The 23,353-nt window shown below is 67.6% G+C and carries 27 protein-coding genes and 1 tRNA gene; 20 read left to right on the forward strand and 8 right to left on the reverse strand.

Annotated features, from left to right (window positions below):
* The first annotated feature begins 282 nt into the window (after positions 1-282).
* From AC0IX4_RS02200 to AC0IX4_RS02210, 3 genes are read left to right on the forward strand one after another with little or no spacing between them, the layout of a single operon-like run.
* Entirely contained in the window at positions 283-684 is a 402-nt protein-coding gene (locus AC0IX4_RS02200; RefSeq protein ID WP_471827860.1) for a hypothetical protein, read from the forward strand.
* Positions 681-1,127: a phage holin family protein gene (locus tag AC0IX4_RS02205; RefSeq protein ID WP_471827861.1), complete on the forward strand. Its 447-nt coding sequence runs from the start codon at positions 681-683 to the stop codon at positions 1,125-1,127. Before AC0IX4_RS02200 ends, AC0IX4_RS02205 begins: the two co-directional genes overlap by 4 nt.
* Positions 1,124-1,699, forward strand: coding sequence for a DUF3618 domain-containing protein (locus AC0IX4_RS02210; protein ID WP_471827862.1), 576 nt, complete (start codon positions 1,124-1,126; stop codon positions 1,697-1,699). Before AC0IX4_RS02205 ends, AC0IX4_RS02210 begins: the two co-directional genes overlap by 4 nt.
* A gap of 3 nt (positions 1,700-1,702) precedes the next feature.
* On the opposite strand, the gene AC0IX4_RS02215 is transcribed toward AC0IX4_RS02210, so the two are convergent.
* The 3 genes from AC0IX4_RS02215 to AC0IX4_RS02225 all read right to left on the reverse strand — a co-directional run bounded on the left by AC0IX4_RS02215 (position 1,703) and on the right by AC0IX4_RS02225 (position 4,128).
* Positions 1,703-3,013 carry a lipase family protein gene (locus tag AC0IX4_RS02215; RefSeq protein WP_471827863.1) on the reverse strand — a complete coding sequence of 437 codons (1,311 nt, stop codon included), beginning with the start codon at positions 3,011-3,013 and terminating at the stop codon, positions 1,703-1,705.
* A 78-nt stretch (positions 3,014-3,091) separates the two neighbouring features.
* Entirely contained in the window at positions 3,092-3,898 is an 807-nt protein-coding gene (locus AC0IX4_RS02220) for a transglutaminase-like domain-containing protein (protein WP_471827864.1), read from the reverse strand.
* A 156-nt stretch (positions 3,899-4,054) separates the two neighbouring features.
* Positions 4,055-4,128 (reverse strand) — tRNA-Gly (locus AC0IX4_RS02225).
* An 81-nt stretch (positions 4,129-4,209) separates the two neighbouring features.
* Here AC0IX4_RS02225 and dcd point away from each other — a divergent pair.
* The 4 genes from dcd to AC0IX4_RS02245 all read left to right on the forward strand — a co-directional run bounded on the left by dcd (position 4,210) and on the right by AC0IX4_RS02245 (position 8,533).
* Positions 4,210-4,776, forward strand: coding sequence for a dCTP deaminase (dcd, locus tag AC0IX4_RS02230; protein WP_042573083.1), 567 nt, complete (start codon positions 4,210-4,212; stop codon positions 4,774-4,776).
* Between the two features lie 98 nt (positions 4,777-4,874).
* Positions 4,875-6,371: an Hsp70 family protein gene (locus tag AC0IX4_RS02235; RefSeq protein WP_471827865.1), complete on the forward strand. Its 1,497-nt coding sequence runs from the start codon at positions 4,875-4,877 to the stop codon at positions 6,369-6,371.
* Between the two features lie 43 nt (positions 6,372-6,414).
* The gene (locus AC0IX4_RS02240; RefSeq protein WP_471827866.1) at positions 6,415-7,497 is read left to right on the forward strand and encodes a hypothetical protein; all 1,083 of its coding nucleotides are present in this window, start codon (positions 6,415-6,417) and stop codon (positions 7,495-7,497) included.
* A gap of 115 nt (positions 7,498-7,612) precedes the next feature.
* Entirely contained in the window at positions 7,613-8,533 is a 921-nt protein-coding gene (locus AC0IX4_RS02245) for an Hsp70 family protein (RefSeq protein WP_471827867.1), read from the forward strand.
* A gap of 3 nt (positions 8,534-8,536) precedes the next feature.
* Here AC0IX4_RS02245 and AC0IX4_RS02250 read toward each other — a convergent pair whose 3' ends face one another.
* Both AC0IX4_RS02250 and AC0IX4_RS02255 read right to left on the reverse strand, forming a co-directional pair.
* A complete protein-coding gene (locus tag AC0IX4_RS02250; protein ID WP_471827868.1) occupies positions 8,537-8,995 on the reverse strand; it encodes an ATP-binding protein in 459 nt (152 codons plus the stop codon).
* A gap of 48 nt (positions 8,996-9,043) precedes the next feature.
* Positions 9,044-9,553, reverse strand: coding sequence for a DUF6328 family protein (locus AC0IX4_RS02255; RefSeq protein ID WP_471827869.1), 510 nt, complete (start codon positions 9,551-9,553; stop codon positions 9,044-9,046).
* Between the two features lie 189 nt (positions 9,554-9,742).
* Between AC0IX4_RS02255 and AC0IX4_RS02260 the strand changes: the two genes are divergently transcribed.
* The 3 genes from AC0IX4_RS02260 (at position 9,743) to AC0IX4_RS02270 (ending at position 13,400) form a co-directional block, all read left to right on the forward strand.
* The gene (locus AC0IX4_RS02260) at positions 9,743-11,011 is read left to right on the forward strand and encodes a sensor domain-containing phosphodiesterase (protein WP_471827870.1); all 1,269 of its coding nucleotides are present in this window, start codon (positions 9,743-9,745) and stop codon (positions 11,009-11,011) included.
* Complete coding sequence (locus AC0IX4_RS02265; protein WP_471827871.1) at positions 10,917-11,744, forward strand: phosphate signaling complex PhoU family protein; 828 nt, start codon at positions 10,917-10,919, stop codon at positions 11,742-11,744. The genes AC0IX4_RS02260 and AC0IX4_RS02265 overlap by 95 nt, the downstream gene beginning before the upstream one ends.
* 144 nt (positions 11,745-11,888) lie before the next feature.
* Complete coding sequence (locus AC0IX4_RS02270) at positions 11,889-13,400, forward strand: sugar transferase (protein ID WP_082042856.1); 1,512 nt, start codon at positions 11,889-11,891, stop codon at positions 13,398-13,400.
* A gap of 2 nt (positions 13,401-13,402) precedes the next feature.
* On the opposite strand, the gene AC0IX4_RS02275 is transcribed toward AC0IX4_RS02270, so the two are convergent.
* The gene (locus AC0IX4_RS02275) at positions 13,403-14,185 is read right to left on the reverse strand and encodes an ANTAR domain-containing protein (protein WP_471827872.1); all 783 of its coding nucleotides are present in this window, start codon (positions 14,183-14,185) and stop codon (positions 13,403-13,405) included.
* A gap of 172 nt (positions 14,186-14,357) precedes the next feature.
* Here AC0IX4_RS02275 and AC0IX4_RS02280 point away from each other — a divergent pair, with 172 nt between their 5' ends.
* The 6 genes from AC0IX4_RS02280 to AC0IX4_RS02305 all read left to right on the forward strand — a co-directional run bounded on the left by AC0IX4_RS02280 (position 14,358) and on the right by AC0IX4_RS02305 (position 17,908).
* Positions 14,358-15,104, forward strand: a complete 747-nt coding sequence (locus AC0IX4_RS02280) for a GAF domain-containing protein (RefSeq protein ID WP_052493104.1) — start codon at positions 14,358-14,360, stop codon at positions 15,102-15,104.
* The gene (locus tag AC0IX4_RS02285; protein ID WP_471827873.1) at positions 15,101-15,526 is read left to right on the forward strand and encodes a hypothetical protein; all 426 of its coding nucleotides are present in this window, start codon (positions 15,101-15,103) and stop codon (positions 15,524-15,526) included. Before AC0IX4_RS02280 ends, AC0IX4_RS02285 begins: the two co-directional genes overlap by 4 nt.
* An 11-nt stretch (positions 15,527-15,537) precedes the next feature.
* A complete protein-coding gene (locus tag AC0IX4_RS02290; RefSeq protein WP_471827874.1) occupies positions 15,538-15,759 on the forward strand; it encodes an ANTAR domain-containing protein in 222 nt (73 codons plus the stop codon).
* Positions 15,760-15,849: 90 nt separating this feature from the next.
* Positions 15,850-16,437 carry a cytochrome P450 gene (locus tag AC0IX4_RS02295; RefSeq protein ID WP_471827875.1) on the forward strand — a complete coding sequence of 196 codons (588 nt, stop codon included), beginning with the start codon at positions 15,850-15,852 and terminating at the stop codon, positions 16,435-16,437.
* Complete coding sequence (locus AC0IX4_RS02300) at positions 16,434-17,207, forward strand: cytochrome P450 (RefSeq protein WP_471827876.1); 774 nt, start codon at positions 16,434-16,436, stop codon at positions 17,205-17,207. The genes AC0IX4_RS02295 and AC0IX4_RS02300 overlap by 4 nt, the downstream gene beginning before the upstream one ends.
* A 5-nt stretch (positions 17,208-17,212) precedes the next feature.
* The gene (locus AC0IX4_RS02305) at positions 17,213-17,908 is read left to right on the forward strand and encodes a hemerythrin domain-containing protein (RefSeq protein WP_471827877.1); all 696 of its coding nucleotides are present in this window, start codon (positions 17,213-17,215) and stop codon (positions 17,906-17,908) included.
* A gap of 18 nt (positions 17,909-17,926) precedes the next feature.
* On the opposite strand, the gene AC0IX4_RS02310 is transcribed toward AC0IX4_RS02305, so the two are convergent.
* Positions 17,927-18,736: a GAF and ANTAR domain-containing protein gene (locus tag AC0IX4_RS02310; RefSeq protein WP_471827878.1), complete on the reverse strand. Its 810-nt coding sequence runs from the start codon at positions 18,734-18,736 to the stop codon at positions 17,927-17,929.
* Positions 18,737-18,953: 217 nt separating this feature from the next.
* Between AC0IX4_RS02310 and AC0IX4_RS02315 the strand changes: the two genes are divergently transcribed.
* Positions 18,954-19,694, forward strand: coding sequence for a GAF and ANTAR domain-containing protein (locus AC0IX4_RS02315; protein WP_471827879.1), 741 nt, complete (start codon positions 18,954-18,956; stop codon positions 19,692-19,694).
* On the opposite strand, the gene AC0IX4_RS02320 is transcribed toward AC0IX4_RS02315, so the two are convergent.
* On the reverse strand, positions 19,679-20,374 hold the full coding sequence (locus AC0IX4_RS02320; protein ID WP_235579516.1) for a TetR/AcrR family transcriptional regulator: 696 nt from the start codon (positions 20,372-20,374) through the stop codon (positions 19,679-19,681). The genes AC0IX4_RS02315 and AC0IX4_RS02320 overlap by 16 nt on opposite strands.
* Before the next feature lie 64 nt (positions 20,375-20,438).
* Between AC0IX4_RS02320 and bluB the strand changes: the two genes are divergently transcribed.
* Genes bluB through AC0IX4_RS02335 form a run of 3 tightly spaced genes read left to right on the forward strand, consistent with a single transcriptional unit; the run spans position 20,439 to position 23,263 of the window.
* Complete coding sequence (bluB, locus tag AC0IX4_RS02325) at positions 20,439-21,077, forward strand: 5,6-dimethylbenzimidazole synthase (RefSeq protein WP_471827880.1); 639 nt, start codon at positions 20,439-20,441, stop codon at positions 21,075-21,077.
* A 12-nt stretch (positions 21,078-21,089) separates the two neighbouring features.
* Entirely contained in the window at positions 21,090-22,433 is a 1,344-nt protein-coding gene (locus AC0IX4_RS02330; protein WP_471828326.1) for a putative nucleotidyltransferase substrate binding domain-containing protein, read from the forward strand.
* The gene (locus AC0IX4_RS02335) at positions 22,430-23,263 is read left to right on the forward strand and encodes a Fic/DOC family protein (protein WP_471827881.1); all 834 of its coding nucleotides are present in this window, start codon (positions 22,430-22,432) and stop codon (positions 23,261-23,263) included. The genes AC0IX4_RS02330 and AC0IX4_RS02335 overlap by 4 nt, the downstream gene beginning before the upstream one ends.
* Positions 23,264-23,353 lie beyond the last annotated feature (90 nt).

A 23,353-nucleotide genomic window follows, 5' to 3' on the forward strand; every position in this document is an offset into this window, starting at 1 on the left:
ACTCGCGAACCTGTTGGGACATACCATGACTCACTCCGCCGGAAATATTCCTGCACCTCCGCCTCCGGTGTCCGCAGGCCCCCGCCCGGCCGACACGCGGAGTACGAGCCGCAGTCGACGGCGTCCACGGCCAAGGATCAGGCTGCCTCCGTCGCCGGCGAGGCGACCGACCGCGCGAAGGAACTCGCGCACCAGACTCGACGCGAACTGACGGATCAGGCAGGCGCGCAACAGAAGCGGGTCGCGTCCGGCCTGCGGTCCCTGGCCGACGAACTGGGTTCGATGGCCGACGGCTCGCAGAACCCGGGCGTGGCGACCGATCTGGCACGGCAGGCCGCCGAGCGCTCGCACACCATCGCATCGTGGTTGGACGACCGTGAACCGGGCCACGTCCTGGACGAGGTCACGGGCTTCGCACGCCGACGGCCGGGTGCCTTCCTGGCGATCGCGGCGGGTGCCGGTCTGTTGGCCGGACGTCTGGGACGCGGCTTGTTCGCTGCGCAGCAGGACGATTCGGGAACCGACGCAGCGACGGCGGTGCACGCCGACGGCGGCGTCGAACCTCTCGCCACCACGACGACGGTCGGATACGCCGATCCGGGTGCGGGCGTGCAGCCGTCGGGCTTCGGCGAGGCGATGGGTCCCCCCGACTTCGGCACCGATCCCACCGGGCGGCTGCCGTGACCGCACCGAACACCCGGTCGGACGGAAACCCGTCGATCGGTGAACTGCTCTCCAACGTCAGTGAGGATCTCTCGGTGCTGATGCGCCAGGAGCTCGCGCTGGCCAGGGCGGAGGCCCGTCAGACCGCCACCCGCGCCGGTAAAGGGGCCGGAATGCTCGCCGGCGCAGCAGTTGCCGGGTATTTCGTGCTGCTGTTCCTGTCGGTCGCTCTGTGGTGGAGCCTCGGCAACGCCATCGGGCGCGGATGGTCGGCACTGGTGGTGACCGTGATCTGGGCCGTCATCGCGGCCGTTCTCGCCGTGGTCGGGCGCTCGTCGCTGAAGTCGGCACCCGGGATGCCCCGCACCACCGACACCGTGAAGGACATCCCCGGGGCGCTCACACCCCACCCGGACACCGTCGCTCGAGACACGAGCGCACATCATGAGGAGAGGCGACCATGACCGAACCCGATGCGATCCGCGCGGACATCGAACGTACGCGGCGGACACTGAGCAACGACGTCGGTACCCTTGCCTACGAGGCGAATCCAGCCACCATGGCCAAGCGCAAGGTCAGCAGTGTCACCGGAGCCGTGTCCGGTGTCCGGGACCGTGTGATGGGGTCCGCCCACGACACGACGTCGAGCGCGCAGTCGTCGCTGTCGTCGGCGGGGGACAAGGTCAAGGGTGCTCCGAGCGGTGTCACGGGCGCCGCACGTGGCAACCCGTTGGCGGCCGGTCTGGTGGCATTCGGAGCGGGACTCATTGCCGCGTCGCTGCTCCCGGCGAGTTCGAAGGAGCAGCAGGCAGCAGAAACGTTGAAGGACAAGGCTTCCCCGCTGGTCGACGAGGCTCGGGATGTCGCGCAGAGCACGGCGGCCAACCTGAAGGAGCCGGCGAAGGACGCGGCGATGTCCGTCAAGGAGACCGCCACCGACGCCGTCGGCACCGTCAAGGACGAGGGCACGTCCGCGGCGCAAGATGTCGGCGACCACGCCAAGGACGCGAAGGACACCGTTCAGCAGCAGAGCTGAGGCTCAGCCGACCTTCCTGCCGAAGAACGCACGACCCGTCGAGACCGTGAGGCCGAGCAGTCCGCGCATACCCCCGAGGGTCAGCGCGGTCGACCACACGGTCTCGGTGGTCGCGTCGGGCAACGGCTTCCCGGCGAAGCGGTCGGCGATCCAGTCGAGCGTCGCGGGAGCGGCGATCGGGTGCAGAGACAGGTGTTCGCTGAGGCGGTCGCGAATGTAGGTGACGTGGGCCCCGGCGGCGCGGTACCGCTCGACCTGACCGTCGACGTCGTCGACGGCGATGATCGGATCGTGCACGGCTTGGAACACCAAGAGGGGGAACGTCGGTGCCGATTTGCCGGGCTGGATGTCCTGGAAGATCTGCACCAGCGCGGGTGTGGCCATGACATCGGCGAGGGGGATGTCGGTGTACCGCTCGAGATCGTGCATGAGCAGGGTCATCACGGCGTGCATCGTGGTCTTGCGTTCGAGGGTGTCCAGGATGTGGAGGCCGGGGGACGCGACGTGCTCCTGGATGACCGAATCGAGCGCCGGGTAGGTGCGCCGGAGGCCTTCGACCACCATCGTCGGCAGAGCCGCGAACAGGGTTCCGTTCAGTCGCGAGAACGCCGACGCCGGGTCGCCGACCGGTGATCCCAGCGCGGCGCAGACCACATCGATCTCCGGGGCGTACTCGCTCGCGGCCTCGACTGCCCACGACGTCGCCAGTCCACCGCCCGAATATCCCCACAGGGCGACGGGAGTGGCATCGTCCAGTCCGAGCGAGTCGAAGGACAGCGCGGCGCGGATTCCGTCGAGGGTGCAGTAGCCGGGCTCGACGGGTGCTCCCCATCGCCCGTCCATGCCCTCGTGGTCGGGAAGGGACAGCGCCCAGCCGCGGCGCAACGCGTACAGGATGATCATCAGTTCGAACTGCGGTACCGCGCCACTGGCGTGTGCGCCCTTGCGCAACGCGTACGACGGGAAGCAGCGGTCGGAGACGGCGTCGATGGCGCACTGGTACGACAGCAGGGCCTGCGGAGCACCGGGATCCGCGCCCACCGGCAGCAGGACCGTGGTTACGGCGACGCGAGGTTCGTGATCGATGCTGTCGGTGCGATAGAGCAGTTGCCACGCCGTGACCTGCTGACGGACGATGCCGAAGAGCGCGATCGACACCTCGCGGGAGCGCAGCACCGTTCCGGGACGCGTCTGCTCGAACCCTGCCGGAGCCCGGTAGAACGGGTCCTTGCCGGGAGTGATGACGGTGTCGTAGTCACCGTCGTCCGACTCTGGATACTCACTGCTGAGCGCTGCATCCGGTTCGATGCTCATGGGCGTCTCGCTTCCTGCTTCGTCGAGTCACAGTAACGCGGCTCATCGAAGCGACCGACGGAACGCCCGTTCAGCCGGTCAGGACAGGGCCACCAGCTCGTGGATGTCGTCACGGGGAAGGTCGCCGGAGACGACGGCCGTGACGGTCGAGCTGTTCAGGGTGATCGAGCCCTTGTGGTTGTCCAGGAACGCGGTGTCCGCAGCGTCGCGGCCGGTCGCGATACGGACCAGGGTCGAGCGCGGCGCGAGGCACGTGGCATCGACGACCTGCCAGGTATCGCCCACCAGAGCTTCGGCGACGGCATGGAAGTCCATCGGGTCGCATCCCGGTGCGTACACCGCGACGAGACGCGCGGGCACGTTCAGAGCGCGCAGCATCGCCACGACGAGGTGGGCGTAGTCGCGGCATACTCCCGCGCCGGCCAACAGCGTGTCCGCCGCGCCGTCGATGGGGTCACTGCTGCCCGGGACGTACTGCAGGCGTCGGCCGACCCAGTCGGACACCTTGGAGAGGAGGACCTCGTCGTCCGACTCACTGCCGAACTCGGTGGCGGCGAACCCGAAGAACTTGTCGGCCTCGGCGTAGCGGCTGGGACGCAGGTAGACCGAGCGATCGAGATCCGTGACCGGCGCCGGCTCGGCGTTCCCGGTGATTGTCGCGTCGTAGTACACCTGCAGGTTGCCCTCGCCGACCTCGAGAACATGGATGCGGTTCCCGTGGTTGCCGCTGACCTCCCGCGCGTCGACAGCAGTGCCGTCGAGCATGAACGACAGCGTCTCCGCCACCTGTGCACCCGGATGCGGGGCGACCGCGATCTGGAACTCCAGGGTGCTGGCGGCCGTGATGTCGACATCGAGGCGTGCGGAGACGACGCGTTCGGTCATGGAGGTACTCGTTTCGGGGAGGTAGACAGTGATGGGCGGACGTGTACCCATCCTGACCAGGAACGACGCGTGTCGCCGGACACAGTGGATGCGAATAGTGGAAGGTAACCCCCGGAAACCGGGGTCTCGATTCCACTATCGCCCGACCGGTCGAGGTGGAGCCGATGACGGGAATCGAACCCGCGTATTCAGCTTGGGAAGCTGATGTTCTGCCATTGAACTACATCGGCGCGGCACCCGTGAGGTGCGCAGCGACCAGATTAGCAGGGCGAACATGGAGGCAGGCGCTGCCGGTCTATAGCCTTCTGGGCGTGCTGCTCTCCGATCGTGACATCAAGGCCGAGGTCGACGCCGGGACGCTGGGTATCGAGCCGTACGACGAGGCGATGGTGCAGCCGTCGAGTGTCGACGTTCGACTGGACGGCCTCTTCCGGGTGTTCGACAACTCCCGCTACACCCACATCGACCCCAAACTTCGCCAGGACGAACTGACGACGCTGGTCGAACCCGCCGAGGGCGAGCCGTTCGTTCTCCACCCGGGCGAGTTCGTACTGGGGTCGACGCTGGAACTCACGACGCTGCCGAACGACCTCGCGGGCCGGCTCGAAGGCAAGTCGAGTCTGGGCCGTCTGGGACTTCTCACACACTCGACGGCGGGCTTCATCGATCCGGGCTTCAGCGGCCACATCACGCTGGAGCTGTCGAACGTCGCCAATCTGCCCATCACATTGTGGCCGGGCATGAAGATCGGGCAGCTCTGCTTGTTCCGTCTCTCCAGTCCGGCGATCAATCCGTACGGCAGTTCGTCGCTCGGCTCGAAGTATCAGGGACAGCGCGGGCCGACCCCGTCGAAGGCTTATTTGAACTTTCTCCAGTAGACCTCCGGTTTGTTTTTACGGTCCGCTACATTGCTATGCCCGGTTTGAGGCTCTACTATCGGTCGGTACGTTCCCCCGACAGCCGATGGTGGTGATCCATGATGCGCTCCGACACGGAAACGTTCGGTGTCTCCATGAGCACCGGGTGTGTACGTGGAGTGGTCGTGGACGGCGGGGGCCGTCTGGTCGAGGCGCGGACGTCGTTCACCGACGCCCTGCATCCGCTGACCGATGCGTCGACCGCTGCCGCGGACATGTCCGCCGAACTGGGATGGGCCCGCGACGCGCCCGTCATGGCAGTGGGCGGTGATCCCGAGGACGTGTACGGACCGGGCGGCGTCCGCCTGATCGGCGAGTGCGATGCCTTCCTCGCCGCGGCTCGCATGGACGGCTCCCTCGAATTCGCCCGCACCGTCGCCATCGTGGACCTGGGCCGAGTGGGCACCCGTGTGCACGTTCTCGACACCTCTACGGGCGAGTTGTACTTCAGCGCCGGCACTGCGGAACTCAGCGGTGACGCCATCGATGCTGCTGTCGCCGAGTACCTCGCGGCCACGTTCGGCGCTGCCGAGAAGATGAGCCCTGCCGCCGTGCAGAACCTGGCTCGGGACAGCGTCGTCGCCAAGGAGATGCTGTCGGACGAGCGCGCCGTCGACCTGTCCGGGCCGTTCGTCGTCGATCCGGTCCGGTTGCGCCGCACGGACTTCGAACTTCTCGTCGCTCCGTTGCTTGCGGAGTTCCTGGGCCATCTGAGCGATGCGGTCACGCAGGGCGTCGACGCCGTGCTGCTCGTCGGCGGCGGTGCGCACATTCCCTTCCTCCAGCGCGTGGTGACCGAGCACGTCGCCGTCCCGATGGTCGTCGCCCGGTACCCGCAGCACTTCGCAGCACTCGGCGCGGCGCACCTGTCCACGGTGATCCCACCCGCTCCGATGAGCGCGCCGTTCCCAGTCCCCGACCAGTTTCCGGCCGACGACTCCGTCACCACGGTGCTCACGCCGGTCTCGCGTGCGGTTCTCCCGACACCGCCACCGGCGCGGTCGTCCGTTCCCGTACGTCGCTCACGGCCGGCGCGGCGTCGACGCCGCTCGCGTGTCGGCGTGGTCGTCGGTACGTCGGCGCTCCTGGCGGCCGTGACCCTCGGAGCCGCAGCGGCAGCGTCGGGCCAGTCGGAGGACGTCGACGTGCGGTCGGCCGATCGTGTCGTCGTGACCTCCTCCGTCTCCCCGACGACCGCCGAGACCACGACGCCTGATACCGAATCGCCGCAGGCGCCGCCTGCCACGACATCGGTGGAGCCGTCGACGCGCACCTCGACCACGACCACGACATCCGTCACGGATGTGACCGATGCGCCGTCGACCACCGCCGTCACCGAGCCCACGCCGCAGAGTCGCCGGCCCGTGGCCGCCCCGACGCAACCTCAGGAGGCGGCTCCCACAGAGCAGGAGTCGCCCGTGACGACGACGCGTCGACCGAACAACCGGCCCACCACGTCGGCAGTGACGACCGCGCCCTCCGCGCCGGTCACCACCACGGTCCGACCGACGACCACGGTCCCGGCGCCGACCTCGACCGGAACCCGCGTCAACTGACCGTCAGCGCACGACCGAACGAACGAACAGAAGGGGGAGAGACGTGCACATCGTGCTGGGTATCTCGGCGACTGCCGATGACGTGACCGCGGCACTCGTCGACGTCGAACTCCCGCATCTGGGACCGGTCGACGAGCGGGTCACCGATCTCGGGGGCGACTCCGCGGCCGTGGGCTCCGCCGTGGCCACGGCGGTCGGGCTGATGCGGCTCCGCGCCGCTCGTGCCGACCTGCCCGTCTGGGGAACTGCCGTACTCCTCGAGTCGCCGGCGCTGCGCGAACCGATCGCTCGCGCGCTGGCCGATCAGCACATCAGCGACGTCACCCTGGTCGACGCCGTCGACACCGACCTGTCGTATTCACCTGCCGTCGCCGTGGCGGTGTCGTCGGATGCGGTCGTGTCGGATGCGCAGACCGGACCCATACCTGTCGTTCTCGCGCTGCCCGAGCCCGTTCCGGCGGACACTCGACGTGGTTACGCAGTGGTCGGAGCCGGTATCGCCGCGGCCGTCATCGCGGGATCGTTCGCCGTGTGGGCCGTCACCGGTGCGCGCGACGCCGAGATCGCCGGTGTGACGCGGACCGGGGCCGACTCGGTCGCCGAGAGCGACACGACCATCGAGCCGAATCCCGCGGCGCCCGCCTCGTCTCCGGCTCGGCCCGCGCCCTCTGCGCCGGGTTCGACGCAGCCGGGCGTGCCGGCCACCACGTCGAGCGACGGCCTGGTCATCGATCCGGGCCCTCTCGGTACCGGCGCAGCGCAGGCTCCGGCTGCCGGCTCCGCATCGCCCGCTGCGCCGCGGCCGAGGCCGGCATCGCCGTCCGCCGGGTCCTCGACGCCGAGGGTGACCGGTACGGACGAGGAGCCGACCGCCACCGGAGGATCCGGTAGCACAGGGTCCGGTGGCTCGGGCGGCACAGGCACAGGCACAGGGACCGGCGGCACAGGTTCGGGTACAGGGACCGGCGGATCGGGCTCGGGTACCGGAACGGACGGCACCGGCACGGGTGGCACCGATATCGGAGGCGGGCCGGTCGTCACCGACACGGATCCGGCGCCGGAGCCCACTACGCCCGACCCCTCCGACGGTCCGGCGCCCGACGGAGGCTCGTCCGACGCGGAGTGAAACCGTCGGCTCGTAGTGAAACCAACCAAAGATCGTGCGGGACGCTGGAGAACCGACCTTTTCCCTGTTCGGCAACATAGGCTGCGAGTACGAACAGGTACGAACGGGGCGGGTCATGCGAGCAGTGGTCGGAATTTCTCTCGGTGCGTCGGCAATCCGGGCAGCAGTCATGGACCCGATGGGTCGCGCGCTTCTCGGCACCGAATCCGTGCCGGTGGTCCGCGGACGTGACCGGTTGGAAGTGGCGGTCGAGGTCGTCGATTCCGTCTGCGCCCGGCACGGAGCGGACCGCGACAGTGCAGTCCTGGTGGTCCCGGACGAGCCCTGCTCCCGCATCGGAACCATTGCGCTGTCGATACATTCCGGTGGATGTGTCCGCCTGGCATCCGAACTCGGAGCGCAGTTGATGTACCTGCGCATGCGGGGTCTGGTCGAGGCCGGGTCCACCGTGGCCATCGTCGACATGGGCAAGAGCGGAACGTCGGTGTCGGTCGTCGATGTCGCCACCGGCTTCGTACAGGACGCAGCCTGGACCGACAGGTTCCGTGGCAGCGCTTTCGCGGACAGCGTGCGTGAACATCTGCTCTCCGCATACGGAACGTCGGATCCGTTGTCGCCCAGCGACTCTCAGTCCTTGACCGACGGCGTGGAATGGGCGATGGAAATGATCGCCCTGCATCGCGTCGTGCGTGTCAGCGGCCCGTTCGTCGGTGGCACCGTGAACGTCTGGCGCACTACCGTCGATCGCTTGATGCTCGACTACGTCTCCGACGCGGCGGACTGGGTCAGAGATGTCGTACGTCGGGGGCCGCGGCAGGTCGACGCTGTCGTACTCGCCGGCGGTCCGGCGAACCTCCCGTTGCTCCGCGGCGTGTTCGCCCGTGAATGGGGTTCGTCCCTCGTCATGCCGCAGGAACCGCAATCCATCGCGGCCACCGGCGCGGCATTGTTGGCTGCGCGACGGTCGGGTTCACCTATCAGCGGACCGATCCGAACAGTCGAGTCGCAGCCCCGTCACGCCGCACTCGTCGTGTGACCGTCATCGTGAGACGGCGCGGTCGCCCATCCATCGCATGACGACTGTCGTTCCCTGATCCGTCGTCTCGACGGATGCCTCGTGTGCCAGGGCGTGGATCAACGGCAGTCCTCGTCCTCGGCGTGGGTCGTCGGCGCTGATCGTCCAGATGCCCTGATCTGTCACGCGGATCACGACGCTGCCCTCGGGGCCGAACTCCGCTCGCAGGTCGATGGTGCCCGGACCGCCGCTCGGCGCGTGGTCGTAGGCGTGCTCGACGCCGTTGGCCAGTGCCTCGTAGGTGGCGAGTGTGATGTCCTGGCAGGTGTCCTCGTCCAGACCGCGCATCCGCAGCCACGCGAGAACCGAGGTGCGTACTGCCGTCAGCCGCACAGCGTCGGCTGGGATGGCGTCCATCACCAGGTCGGACGATGAATCACTCGTGGCGGTAGCGGGCGCGCCGTCCGATATCGAGGTGATCACAAACCTCGTGTACCCACATCGGGCGATTTATCACCTCGATGGCGCACATCACTGCTGGGGACCGAGTGTGCGCCGCACACGTAAGGGGAGCGCGATGCAGACCGTCGCGAAGAGGCAGGCGGACACGGCGCCCGCGACCACCCCTGCCACCGGACCGACGACCAGGCCGAAAATGATGATCGGGACGCCGGACATGGCGATGCCGAGGAGGACGAACCCGATGATGGCGAAGCGGTTCGCGTAGTCGACGAGTTGTCGGAGCGCTCGGCGACGGAAAAGGATTCTGTGCAATGCCACAGGAGCGACCAGCAGAATGGTCGCCGTCACGGAAGCGCCCAACGTGACCAGGTAGATCACCTGTTCGTACGTTCGCAGCTCCGGGAATCGAGCCTGGAAGGGAAGCGTCAACAGGAACCCGGTGAGCAATTGGATGCCGGTCTGGACGACGCGCAGTTCTTGCAGCAGGTTCGACCAGTTCCGGTCCAGCCGCTGAGTGTCCGTCTCGTTGCGCTCGCGAGCGTTCCACTCGGAACCGCGAAGGCTGTCGTCCGCCGTCATCGGCCGATGATACGTCGACGGTAAATGGTCGCGGTGGCTGTTTCCGAGGCGGTAAAGTGTGACCTTCTCGGTTCGCGTGAAACATTGTCTCGTCCGTGACCGATACGGGCGGGGAACAGGTACGAATCACTGAAATATCTTCGATCGGTTGTTCAGGATTGCGGGGTCCTGCGAAAGAACGGAAGTGCGATGCACAGGACTGCGGCCAGGCGCCAGAGCGAGTCCGCGCGCCACTACGTCGACTTCTCGGTCAGCGATCCGGCCCTGAGCACGCTGACATCCCTCGCCGCCACGACCCTGGGTTTCGGTCAGGCCATGGTCAACATCCTCGACGCCGACACTCAGTACACGCTGGCCCAGAGCAGCGGCGACACGATGGCAATGCGTCCCCGATCGACCGCGACCTGCGCGTTCGTCGTCGACAGTGCCGGCCCCGTGGTGGTTCCCGACGCCGACCGCGGTCGATTCTCCGCCGATCCCGCGCACGCAGCAGCGTCCGAGTCGGTGTTCGCGGCATCGTGCGGTTCCTACGTCGCCGTCCCGCTGTACGGCCGTGAGGGCCTCGTCGTGGGCACACTGTGCCTCGTCGACGACGATCCGCACCCGGCGGACGAGTACACCGTCTCCACCCTGCTCGAGTTCGCTCGACTCGTCGAGACGCACCTCGAGGGCATGCGTGCGCGAGGCCGGTCCCTGTTCTCGCTCCGCGATCGCATCGTCGCCGACGCGGTGATCGCCGGCGAGATCGTGCCGTGGTTCCAGCCCGTCGTCGACATCGGGTCCGGCACCGTCACCGCGGTGGAGGCGCTCGCGCGCTGGCACCGGCCGACGGCCGACGGTACCGACATCACGGTGGTGAGCCCGGCGGACTTCCTCCCGTCGATCGAGGGCAGCGAGCTCGAGATCGACGTCGACCACGCCGTGCTGGTCGCTGCGCTGGTGCGGTTCGAGTCCTGGTTGGCCGAGGACGTCGATCTCCACGTGAACCTGTCCGCTCGGCACCTGGTCACACCCGATGCCGTGCAGTTCCTCGTGGGCATCGTGAGCCGGTCCGGCGTTCCGCCGAGCCGTGTCGTCTTCGAACTCACCGAGACCCGCTCGAACGCCGACCGAGCGCGAGCTCACGACTTCGTCGTCGCGCTGCAGGCCGAGGGCTTCCGCGTGCTGCTCGACGACATCGGAATCGGCTTCTCCTCCCTCGAGCGACTGATCGAGTATCCGGTCGACGGATTCAAGATCGATGCGGCCATCGCGAGAACTCTCGGTACGCCCGCCGGCGACTCCCTGGTGCGCGCGCTGGCAGGTTTTGCGGCCGATACGGACCGCACTCTGGTGATCGAAGGTATCGAAACCGACGCTCAACTTGCATCCGCGCGGCGTAATGGGTGCACACGCGTCCAAGGTTTTCTCTACTCTCGTGCGGTACCCGCGTCCGATATCGGTGCTCTTCTGGGTTGAAACGCCGACAGCGCGGGTATCTACGCCTTCGCACGTCCGACGCCCGCAGGAGAATGACGAGAACATGCGCAATGCCTACACGGTGCAACTCGACGAGTTGAACGCTGATCTCTGTGCACTCGCGGACGCTGCCGAGTCGGTCATGCGGGATGCCAGCACGGCGCTGCTCGATGTGAATCTTTCCGTCGCGGAGAGTGTCATCGCGCGCGGTGAGTCGCTGGGTGCGCTGGGGGCGCGGTGCGAGGATCAGGCGGTGACGGTTCTGGCGTTGCAGGCGCCGGTGGCCGCGGATCTTCGTCGCGTGTTCTCCACCGTGCGCATCAGTAGTGATCTGGCACGAATGGCGGGATTGGCGGTCCACATCGCCGAAGCCGCTCGTCGCCGTTTCCCGGAGCCGATCGTCCCGGATCACCTTGCGCCACAGTTCCGCGAGATGAGCGACCTGTGTCTGCAGATGTCACGCAGCATCGTCGAGGCGCTGCGCACCAACGACCTCGACACGGTCGGTTCGCTCAGTGCGCAGAACGACAGAGTCGACGCATTGAAGACAACGGTCATCGACACCGTATCGCTGGACGAATACGGGCACGATGTGATGAACGCCGTCGACATCGCCCTTCTCGGTCGGTATTTCGAGCGATATGCCGACCAGATAATCGATGTGGCATCGCGAATCGTCTTTTATGTCAGCGGTCGGAAAGAATTGGTCCGGCCCATTTCGGACGACCTTTGAGTCCAATATATTAATTCTGTGAGAACAGGCGATGTGATCCATCGCACTGTGCTTGTCTGGGCGGGTTGTCCGGTGAGGCAATAGGGTTTCGACAGTGCATCACCGCACTCGACCCCGCTGCCGAGTCCAGAATCGAGGCCGAACGTGATTGCTCCGAGTCCTGAGCACGGCGCCGAGCGGTCGGTTGCTGCCCTGACTCGGACGAGGCGAGTCCGTCGACCGTCGTCACGTCGAGAGTGGGAGCGCGGGTACATCCATCGCGTTCGCGTCACCGACGTGACGGTCGTCGTGGCCGCGGTCGCCTGTGCGCAGTTGGTTCGGTTCGGCACCCCCGCCCGGGAATCGGTGATGGCCGCGTTCAACTACACCGCCGTCTCCGTGATCCTCGCCGCGACGTGGATCGCCTTCCTCGCCATCTTCCGCACCCGCTCTCCGCGGGTGCTGGGATCCGGCGCGGAGGAGTACCGACGAATCCTCTCGGCGACGTTCCGGTTGTTCGGTCTCGTCGCGATCGTGTCGCTGCTCTTCCGAGCGGAACTCGCGCGCGGGTATCTCGCCATCGCGCTTCCGGTCGGGTTGGCGGGATTGCTCACGACTCGATGGCTCTTCCGCCGGCACGTGGCCAAGGCCCGGCGTCACGGCCGGTATCAGACCGCCGTGGTCATCGTCGGCAGTCTCAGTTCGGCCCTGTCGATGGCCCGATCGTTCAGTCGCGACGGTTCCGCCGGGTACTCGGTCGTGGGTGTCTGTCTTCCCCGGACGCAGCTGGTGGACGACGAGCAGCTGTCGGTGGACGGACTCGAGATTCCCGTGCTGGGCACGGAGCAGGACGTTCTCGACGCGATCGAGGTGTCCGGCGCGGACACGGTCGCCGTGACGGCCACCGACCACATCGGCCACGACGGTATCCGCCGGATGGTGTGGGACCTGGAGAAGAAGAACGTCGACCTGGTCGTCGCTCCCGGCGTCGTCGACGTCGCCGGCCCGCGCCTGCACATGCGTCCGGTGGCGGGTCTGCCGCTCATCCACGTCGAGAAGCCGCAGTACAACGGCGCCAGCAGGTTCGGGAAGACGGCCTTCGACCTGGTGTTCGCGATCGCGGCCCTGACACTCGTGGCGCCGATGCTCCTCATCGTCGCCCTGCTGATCAAGCTCACGAGCAGGGGCCCGGTCTTCTACCGCTCGGAACGGATGGGGCTGGACGGCAAGCCGTTCCAGATGATCAAGTTCCGCTCGATGGTCCAGGATGCGGACACCAAGGTCGCCGACCTGCTGTCGCACAACGACAGTGTGGGCGGGGTTCTGTTCAAGATGCGCGAGGACCCGCGCGTGACCACGGTGGGACGGGTCATGCGGCGGTTGAGCATCGACGAGCTTCCCCAGTTCTTCAACGTCGTTCGGCGCGAGATGTCCGTGGTGGGTCCGCGTCCGCCGTTGCGCCGCGAAGTCGAGACCTACGACGGCGACGTACGACGCCGGCTGCTGGTCAAGCCGGGTCTCACGGGTCTGTGGCAAGTCAGCGGGCGATCCGATCTCTCCTGGGAGGAGTCGGTGCGCCTGGACCTGAGTTACGTCGAGAACTGGTCGATGACCGGTGATCTGCTCATCGTGCTCAAGACGTTGAAAGCTGTCGTCAGCAGCGACGGCGCGTACTGAGGTCAGACCCCGTCGATCGAGTCGACCACGGCGACGGCCGCGTCGTGAAGCGTCGTTCCGTTTCCGAACGCGAGATCGTTCAGGGCACTCACCGCTGCCGGTAGGTCGCAGTCCCGACGAATCATGAGGATGCCGATCGCGAGATCGATCACGACGCGTGCGTCCATCAAGTCCTTCACGCGATCGGCGGCGCGGCGCCACGACGACTCGAGGCCCAGCGTCGTGAGGGACGCGCAGAGATACGTCACCAGCACCGCGATCACGTCCTCGCACACGTGCGTGGGCGCGACGCGAGCCGTGTTCCTGCTGTAGAGATTCACGGTGCCCAGGGTGTCGGCCGACTCCGACAGGACCGGGTACGCCGTGATCCGACCGATGCCGGCCGATCGCGCGAACCGGGCCAGGACGGACCACGTTCCGTCCAGGTCGTCGACGGACATGTCGACGACGGTTCCGGTTCGCAGGGCACGAAGGGACGGGCCGTCGCCGATGTCGTACTGCGCGCGGTCCAGGGACGACGACGACTGGTCGGTGGCGGCCGCCGTGAACGGGCGAACCGTGTCGAAGGCCAGCGTCACGGCGGCGCTGTCCACTCCGGGTACGTATCGGACGGCCAACGCAGAGACTCGTGCCGCGAGTTCCAGGACGTCGTCGGCGCTCTCGATCCGGATCGACAGCGCGTCGGCGAGGGACTGCGCCACATCGCCGTCCGTTCGGAGCAGACGGCGGAACGCGTCGGATCCCAACGGGTCCGGCCGATCGTTGTCGACAGGGTCGGAGCTCATCGCGTTCGGCTCTCTGTCGGTGCGGTGTCCGGTTCGGACGATACGCCGGTCGTACATTGTGATCGATGTGTTCTCGTGACGGTTGGATGATGGTACGTCGGGCATCCTTGCCGCAGAATCTGCATGGAGAGCACGGCGATCGAGCGTCGACGAGCAAGGAGCTGGCACAGGCATGACGAAAGGGTCCGGTGGAGACGACGACGCGGACGGGTCGTTGGCCATCACCGACATTCCCGACCTCTGCCGCAGCGTCGTCTCGCTGGTGGACGTGGACGGCGCAGCGATCACGGTGATGAGCGGCAACACCCGTGAACTCGTCTACGCGACCGATGCGGTCGCCCAGTACCTGGACGAACTGCAGTTCACGACCGGTCAGGGCCCGTGCGTCGATTCGTTCGACCGTGGCACGTCCGTCCTCGTCGCGGATCTGGACACGGAGGCCGAGGAGCACTGGCCCGGGTTCGCCGCGGACGCCTCCAACGGGGGCGCCTCCGCCCTGTTCGCATTTCCCCTCCGCGGAGGGTCGACGGTCTTCGGCGTGCTCGAGCTGTATCGCGCGTCGACGGGTGCACTGAGCGAGGAATTCGCAGCACTGGCCCAACTGACCGCCGATGCCGCAGCCGTCAGCCTTCTCGAGGCGTTCGCTCCGAAACTCGGCCACACGGTGGACAAGTGGGGCTCGCCGGACATCAGTTCGCTGGGCGATCACCGCACCAGGCCCTACGTCAATCTGGCAGTCGGCATGATCACCGTGCAACTGAGGGTCTCTCCGACCGAGGCGCTCGCGCGCCTGCGTGCCGCCGCGTACAGCGCGCGGAGGCCGGTGGACGACCTCGCTCGCGAGGTGGTCGAACGCAAGGTTCGCTTCTCCGCCGACGACACCGCTTCCGACTCGACGACGAAAGGACAGCCGTCGTGACCCTTCCTCCGACCTTCGATCGACAGGATGTCGACACCTCGGGCGACGGTCCCGACAACCCGTCGCCCGTCGTCGTCCTCGCCGAGCTCACCGGTCATCTCAGCTCCGGCGTGGACATCTCGTACGTCCTGCACGTCGTGGCGACTCGAACGCGTGACGTGCTCGACGCGGCGGCGGTGTCCGTCGTGATGGACGCGGCATCCGCACCGGACGGCGACGACTTCGACCTGGTGTCGGTGGCGTCCAGCGGATCGGTGGACAGGTCGCTGTCCGTCACGGGTCCGGCCACGATGTGCGTCCGGACGGGCGCGGCGGTCCTGGCCGACGATCTCGAGTTCTCCCCGGGGTGGTCGTCCACACGGTCGGCCCGTGGCGGTCCGGCGGAAGCGCCGCGGCATTCGTGCAGGCAGTGGCGGACCTGACGGCACTCGCGGTGAGTGCCGACACGGACGGCGAGGAGCGCCTGTCGGCCGAGGCCCGGCGTCGACGCCGGGTTCTCGACGATTCCGCCGTCATCGATCAGGCCATCGGGGTGCTCGCGGAGCTTCGAGGTGTCGACATCGCGACCGCGACCGCCATGCTGGTCGTCGAGGCACGACGCACGCTCGTACCGATGTCCGAGCGAGCGCGCGCCATCGTCGCTTCTGCCGTCTGACCCCCGAATTCGCGCGAGCACGCGGAATTGCTCCAGCGAGGAGACGGGTCGGGCCAGTTTCGAGCGCCCAGTCGCGGGTAACGCAGCGCCATGACCGACTCGCGACCCGACGACACGTCCGTTCTCGCCGGTCCCCGTGCGCTCCGGTACGCGGTGAGACTGATGGGCCCGTCGATCGCGGCGGGAGTGATCCTGCGTCGCCCGGCAGCCATGGCGATGGCAGAGAAGGTGGGTGCCGACGCGGCCACCCTGTCCGCGATGCGGGAGCTCCGCCAGGCGCACGGATCGGCGCCGGTGCAGCTGAAGATGCCCGGGCGCACCGTGGCCGTCGTCCTCGACCCCGCCGATGTCCACCGCGTCCTCGTCGAGTCGCCGGAGGACTTCACGGCGGCGAGTCGGGAGAAGATCGGGGCGCTGGGGCCGTTCCAGCCGCACGGGGTGTTGATCTCCCGAGGCCGGGTGCGTGAGCAGCGCCGCGCCCTGAACGAGCACGTACTGGACACGCCGCAGCCGATGCATCATCTGGCGGTGCCATTCGTGGCCGTGGTGGACGAGGAGGTGGACACGCTTCTGTCCGGTGCATCCGGCACCCTCGCTGCGGACGATCTGCTGCGGATGTGGTGGCGCATCGTGCGCCGCGTCGTGCTGGGCGCCTCCGCCCGCGACGCGAGCAGGTGACCGATCGTCTCCGGTCGTTGCGCGGAGAAGGCAACTGGTCGTACTTCAGCCCGCGTCGACGACGGCTGAAGGACGCGTTCATCGACGATCTGTACCGTTATGTCGCTGCGGCGGAACCGAATTCGCTAGCGTCGGTCATCGCCGAGGCGCGGGTCGGTGGAGCAGTGGACCCGGTGGGTCAGATCCCGCAGTGGTTGTTCGCCTTCGACGCCGCCGGGATGGCCGCGGTACGGGCTCTCGCGTTGATCGCGGCGCACCCGGAGGAGGGCGAACCGGCACGGGACGAAGCGAATTCGGGAGACGCGGGTCGCCCGCGAGAGCTCCCGTACCTCAGGGCCTGCCTTCTCGAATCGCTGCGGCTGTGGCCGACGACCCCGGCGATCCTGCGGGATTCGACCGTGGACACGCACTGGTCGGGTCCCCACGGGACCCGCTCGATCCGGGCCGGGACGTCGTTCGCGATCCTGGCGTCGGGCTTTCACCGCGACGACGAGGCGCTCCCGTTCGCGAATCGGTTCACGCCGCGCATCTGGCTCGACGGCATTGCGGAGAAGTATCCCCAGTTGGTCCCGTTCAGCGCGGGTCCTGTGGTGCGCCCGGGTAGGAACCTGGTGCTGATGTCCACGTCGGCGATGCTGGCGTCCCTGCTGGCCCGCGCTCGGGTCCGCCTGTCGCGGCCGATGACGACCGACCCCCTGCCGCCCACCCTGAACACGTACGGCGTGGAGTTCGCACTCGACGCCGTCACCGACACCCCCGGAAAATGGTGATCAGCATGACCGACCACGACGAGTCCCTCCCGTCCATCGCCGACGCCACGGTGGAACAACTCGGCGGGCGCACCAGTGTCCTTGCCCGGCAACGCCGCGACCACATCGAACTCGACGAGCTCCTGAGGCGTCTGGACACCGCGACAGGCCGCGAGCGCGCCGATACTCTGACGGCGTTGTGCCGCTTGGTGTTCCCCCACGCCTTCGCCGAGGAGTCGGTGCTGTGGCCGGCGATCCGGAAGTGGTTGCCCGAGGGGGAGTCGTCGACTCTCGAGATCGAGCAGGAGCATCAGGAGATCAACGAGTTGTTCTCCGAACTCGAGGTGCGCGGCCACGAGTCACCCGAGGGTAGGGAACTGTTCGATCGCATCACGGTGCTGCTGCGCGAAGACGTGCGCGACGAGGAGGACCGGCTGTTCCCGATGCTGCGCGCCCGCCTGAACGACACCCAGCTGCAACGGCTCGGCTATGCGTGGGAGGCAGTGCGGCGAACGGCGCCCACCCGGCCACACCCGGTGGTGGCGCGTCGCCCACCGGGCAACGTGGTGGCGGCGCTCCCGCTGACCGTCCTGGACCGGGCCCGCGACGTTCTGGACACGACGTCGCGTCGGACCGGGGGAGCGGCGACGTCGGCCACGTTGCGACGCACCAGCGACATACTGCGGCGAGCGGCCGGGGTCGTCGAGCACGTCCCCCGTTGACTCGGGGAGAGGACCCGTCTACCCGTTCGAGCCGACGCGGTCGTGGACGGTCATGAGCAGTTTGCCCAACTCGCCGGCCAGTGACTCGGGAGCATCGCCGAGCGCGGCGATGTCCGAGATCAACTGCTCGCACAGTGCCCGCACCTTGATGTTGGTCTGCTGAGAACGCCACAGCAGCAGATCGAACGCCTTGTCCGCCGAGACGTTGAGCCCGAGCATCAACGCACCCTTCACCTGCTCGATCGCGGCGCGCGATTCCAGGGCTGCGGCGTAGTCCTGTGCCTGCCGGTTCGCGTGGCCGTACTGCTCGACTCCGGTCAGGACGGACTGGGCGGCGTTGATGTAGATGCGCATGGCCGTCTCGTCCACCGAATCGAACCGGTGGCCGCTGTGGCTGTAGAGGTTGAGGGCGCCGACATACGTGTCACCCGCCGTGATGGGCGCGGACAGGAAACTGGTGATGTCCACGTCGGCCACTTCGGCCGCGAAATCGGGCCAGCGGCGCTCGGCGTCCGTGAGGTCCGCTCGGACCAGCTCGCGGGTCAACGCGGACTCGATGCACGGACCTTGGCCGTGCCGGTACTGAGCGTGGTCGACAGTCAGCACGAAGGTGCTGGTACTGGCCACGGTCTCGGGCTTTCCGCGACGGAACACGGTGATTCCGGCGGCGTCGGCGTCGGAAATCGCGGAGACGACGCGCGTGCAGATCGTCGTCAGTGCGACATCTTCGGGCTGGTGCGACGAGCGGACCAGATCCAGATCCTCGATCGCGGCGGCCAACGACGACAGGGCCGTATCGTCGTCGAGCCGGCGTGCGCTGTCGGTCATATCGCATCTCCTCACTCGGTGGAGCATCGATTGTCCGAACCCCTGAACGCCGATCCGAGACCACCGTACCCCCGACCATCTGTCCGGTTATGATTGCCGCGAAGGCGACACCCCGCCCGGCGTCCAGCAGTAGGCGTCGGCACTTGTGGGTGCCGCCTTTTGTCGTCCCTGTCGGCAGGAACGACGGACATCGCAGACGAAGGGATCACCACCTCACATGAGCAACGACGGTCGGCCGGCGAGTGCCGATCACCTCGATCTGGTACGCACGCTGGCTGATCTGGCGCGTGAATTCGGAAACTCACGGCAGGTGCGCACCACCGACGATGTGCTGGACAGCGTGTTGTCGGTGTCGATCGAGCTGGTCGAGCCGGCGGACCACGCGTCGGTCGGCTCGGTGGGCGGCTCTGCGACGAGCGCTACCGGTTTCCCGAGACGGGCCACGAGTGATGTGGCGTCGACGCTCGACGACGTCCAGGTCTCGGCGGGGGCGGGACCGTCCGTCGAGGTGCTCTCGACCGTCGACGAGGAGCCGACCGCGATCGCCGGGTCGGTCGAGCAGTGGCCGGCACTCGCGGAGACGGCGACGGCGTCCGGTGTCCGGTCCATCGCTGCGGTGCCGATGTTCACCAAGGAGCGCACGCTGGGTGTGTTGACGCTCTACTCGGTGACCGAATCCGCGTTCGACGACGACGATCTGACCGTGGCGTCGGCTGTGGCAGCGCACGCGGCGATCGCGCTGCAGGGTGTGCAGAAGGAAGCCCAGTTCCGGTCGGGGCTGGCGTCGCGGGACATCATCGGCCAGGCGAAGGGGATGCTGATGGAACGGTTCGAGGTCGATTCCGTCCAGGCGTTCGAGATGTTGTCCCGGTTGTCGCAGGACAACAATCGACCGTTGCATCTTCTGGCGGCGGACATCGTCGAGGCCGGAGCGAAACTGCGTCAGGAATCGAGCTGAGGTAGCTCGGATTCGAGCCGGTCCAGCAGTGCTTCGAGAGCTTTCTCGAATTCCGACAGGGCGAGATCCTTGGACAGCTCGGCCCGCATCCGGATGATCGTCGGAAATTCGGACGGGTCGATGTCGCTGTCCTGCCCTGTGTCGGCCTCGTCGACGGGGCCGATCGAGACCCCCTTCGCAGAAACTTCCAGCAGCAGATTGCCCATCAGGAAGCTGGTGAACGACCGGTACGCCGCAGCAGCGGCGGCGTCGTCGAAACCCCAGTCGACAAGGCTCGCGAGGAAGTTCTCCAGCCACCGCACGCTGCGCAGAGGTGGGCGCACCCACGGCGCGCTGTGGGGGCGAGTGGCGATGAGGGGAAAGATCTCGGGATGTTCGAGCGCCATCCTGCGGACTCCGTGCGCGAGTCGCTGCAGGTAGTCCTGCCAGCTGACGGCGCCTTTCATCAGGACCTGTGGATCACTGTCCAGGTCGTCGATGACCTGGTCGACTATTCCGTCGAGCAGATTCTCCTTGCCGGGAAAATAGTGGTAGAGCGCCATGGCCTCGACGCCGAGACGCGCGCCGAGGCGGCGCATCGTCAGATCGCCCGCGCCGTTGTCGTCGATGAAGGCGATGCCGGCTCGGAGAATCACGGTGCGGGTGAGCTGCCCGCGACCGGCAGGCATGGAGACAGCCACGACTCACCCCTTTTCTCGAGACGATGTGCGGCCGACTCTAGGCGTGTTCTGGCACGGTCTCTACATGAGCACGGTTCCGATGTCCGTTCACGACGCCATCGCCGCACGTCGAGACGTGCGCGCGGAGTTCTCGGGAGAGGTGGTGGCCGACGATGTCCTGGAGCGCATCCTGACGGCGGCGCACCGAGCTCCGAGCGTCGGCAACACCCAACCGTGGGACTTCGTGATCGTTCGGAACGAGGACACGTTGACGCGTTTCGCGGCCCACGTGGCGCAGTGCCGGGCGGACTTCGCGGCCTCCCTGCCCGCGGATCGTGCCGAGACGTTCGATCCCATCCGGGTGGAGGGGATCGTCCCGAGCGGTACCGGGATCGTCGTCACCTACGACGAAAGTCGCGGCGGTGACCATGTTCTCGGCCGTGCGACGGTGCGGGACACGGGTCTGCTCTCGGTGGCGTTGGCCATCGAGAACCTGTGGCTCGCGGGGGTCGCGGAGGGCATCGGTGTCGGGTGGGTCTCGTTCTACGACGAGGAGTTCCTCCGCGACCTGATCGGTGCGGTCGACGTGCGACCCGTGGCGTGGCTCTGTGTCGGCCCGGTGACCGAATTCCAGGAGGTCCCGGACCTCGAGCGATTCGGGTGGCGTCCGCGGCGTGCCCTGTCCGAGGCGATCCATCACGAACGGTGGGGACGCCGGGGTTAGCGTGTGGGCGTGATGTCCCCGACTTCCGCGCGTGTGGGTGCGGTCACACGCCGTGGGGTCCCGGTGTGCCCGTCCGATGTGCGTGTCGCCGACGCGGCCGCCGCGATGACACGGGCGCACTCGCACACCGCGATCGTGTCGTACCCGGACGGGTCGCGGGGTGTGTTGACGGACGGCGATCTGCGCCGACGAGTGGTGGCCGCCGGTCTCGGCTCGGACGTTCCGCTCTCTGCTGTCGCGTCGACGCCCGCCGTGACAGTTGCCGCCGACCTCCCGGTGCGCGACGCCGCCGGTGTGGCGTTGAGCGCCGGGGTCCGTCGTCTGGTGGTGCTCGACGCGGGCGGCGCCGTGCTGGGTGTGGTCGACGACGCCGATCTGATGTCGCCGGCGCTCCGACCGGGTATCGCGGTGCGCGCGGAGATCGCCCGTGCTGCCGACGCGGATGCGCTGATCGCGGCCTGTGCGCAGCTGACGCCGATCATGGTGTTGCTGTGCGACTCTCGCGTACCGACGTCCGAGGTGATGATGATCCGTTCCGTCGTCGTCACCGCGGCCGTGCGTCGGGCGGCCGAACTGCTGGGAGACGACGCGTCTTCGTGGCTGGTGTCGGGCAGTGTCGCGCGCCGCGAGTCGGCGTTGTCGTCGGATGTGGAGACGGCGCGGGTCGCCGGTGACGGCGGGGCATCCGGCGAGAAGGTGCACGCACTCCTCGCGCAGTGTGGTCTCATCGCGGATCCGAACAACGCGACGGCGGCGTCCCGGCGCTTCGTCCGCACCCGGGAGGAGTGGTCGACGGCTGTCGACGGCTGGGCACGGGATCCGTTCGAGGACACGGGGTTGGTGATGCTCTCGCTCGCTCTCGACGCACGACCGGTGGTGCCGGGTAGCTGGGGCCCGGCGTCGGCCGCGGTGTCCGCGATGACGGATGCGCCCCGTTCGCGCACTCTGCTGTTGCGGGAAGCGACCGAGAATCGGCCTCGGGTGAGCGTGCGGGACAGGATGTTCCGACGCGCCGAGGTGGTCGATGTCAAGGCCGGGATCCTCGCTCCGATCGTCGACATCGCGCGGTGGGCCGGCGTGTCGGCCGGATACGTCGGTCATTCGACCCTGGCTCGCCTCGCCGCGGGTGCCGACGCGTCCGTGCTGTCGGCGGACGACGCGGCGGTGTTGGCCGAGTCCTTCGAGGTGGTGCAGCGCATCCGTCTCCGCCACCAGTGCGATGCGGTCGCTGCCGGCGATCCGGTGGACGATCTGGTGCGTCCGTCGGAGTTGACGCCGCTGGATCGCAGCTTGGTGGGCACGGCGGCGCGAGAAGTCTCCGGGGTGGTGCGCGCGTCCGCGTACCTGGCCGGATGAGACCGTCACGGGACGCCCCGGACGTCGTCGCCGGCCTCGACAGCCGGCAGTGCCGCGCGCTGGATCAGGCCGTCGCCGCCGAGCAGCTGGAGGGATGGCATCCCACTCGGGACGACCTGCTGATGCTCGCGGCGGAATGCCGCGGGGACGAGGTGCTCGACGGTGTGCGCACTGCGGTTCGCGGAGACGGTTCGATTCGTGAATCGCGTTGGGCTGCACTGCGTCCCGGACGCACGCCGTATCTCCTTCCCGGGTCGAGGGTCCTCCGGAACGAGCTCGGACTGCACGACGCCGCCGCGTTGCACCGCGCCGAATCGATCCTGACGGCCATCAGGCTCGTCCGATGCCACACCGACAGGGCGGACCCGCTGGTCCAGGACGGCATCCACCGCCTGATCGCGCTGCACCGCTACGTGTTCCAGGACGTGTACTCGTGGGCCGGGCAGGTCCGAACCGTCGACCTGTCCAAGAACGGCCATTCCTTCACCCGGGCATCCGCTGTGTGGGACGTCCTGATCTCGATCCACGACGCTCTGCTCGCGGCGCCCTGGGAGTCGGCGGATCTCGGCGAGTCGGCGTACCTTCTCGCGCGGACGTACGCGGAGCTCAACCAGGCACATCCGTTCCGTGAGGGCAACGGCCGTACGGGCACGATGCTGCTGCATCTCCTGGTTCGGCAGACGGCGTTCGACCTGGACCTGACGGGTGTCGACCGGGCGGACTGGATCCAGGCGTCCCGCGATTCGGCGCCGTTCCGGCAGGCCGGTGCGCCCTCGCCGAGGCCCTTCATTCCGATCTTCCGGCGTGCCCTCGTCCCTCGCGAGGGTTAACAGAGATGCAACATCGTCGACACCGGCGAGACCTTTGCGTCCAATTAACTATCACTCGACAGTTAAGCCACCCCTCCTGATGGAGAACAC

This window comes from Rhodococcus sp. AC861, from assembly GCF_979256035.1.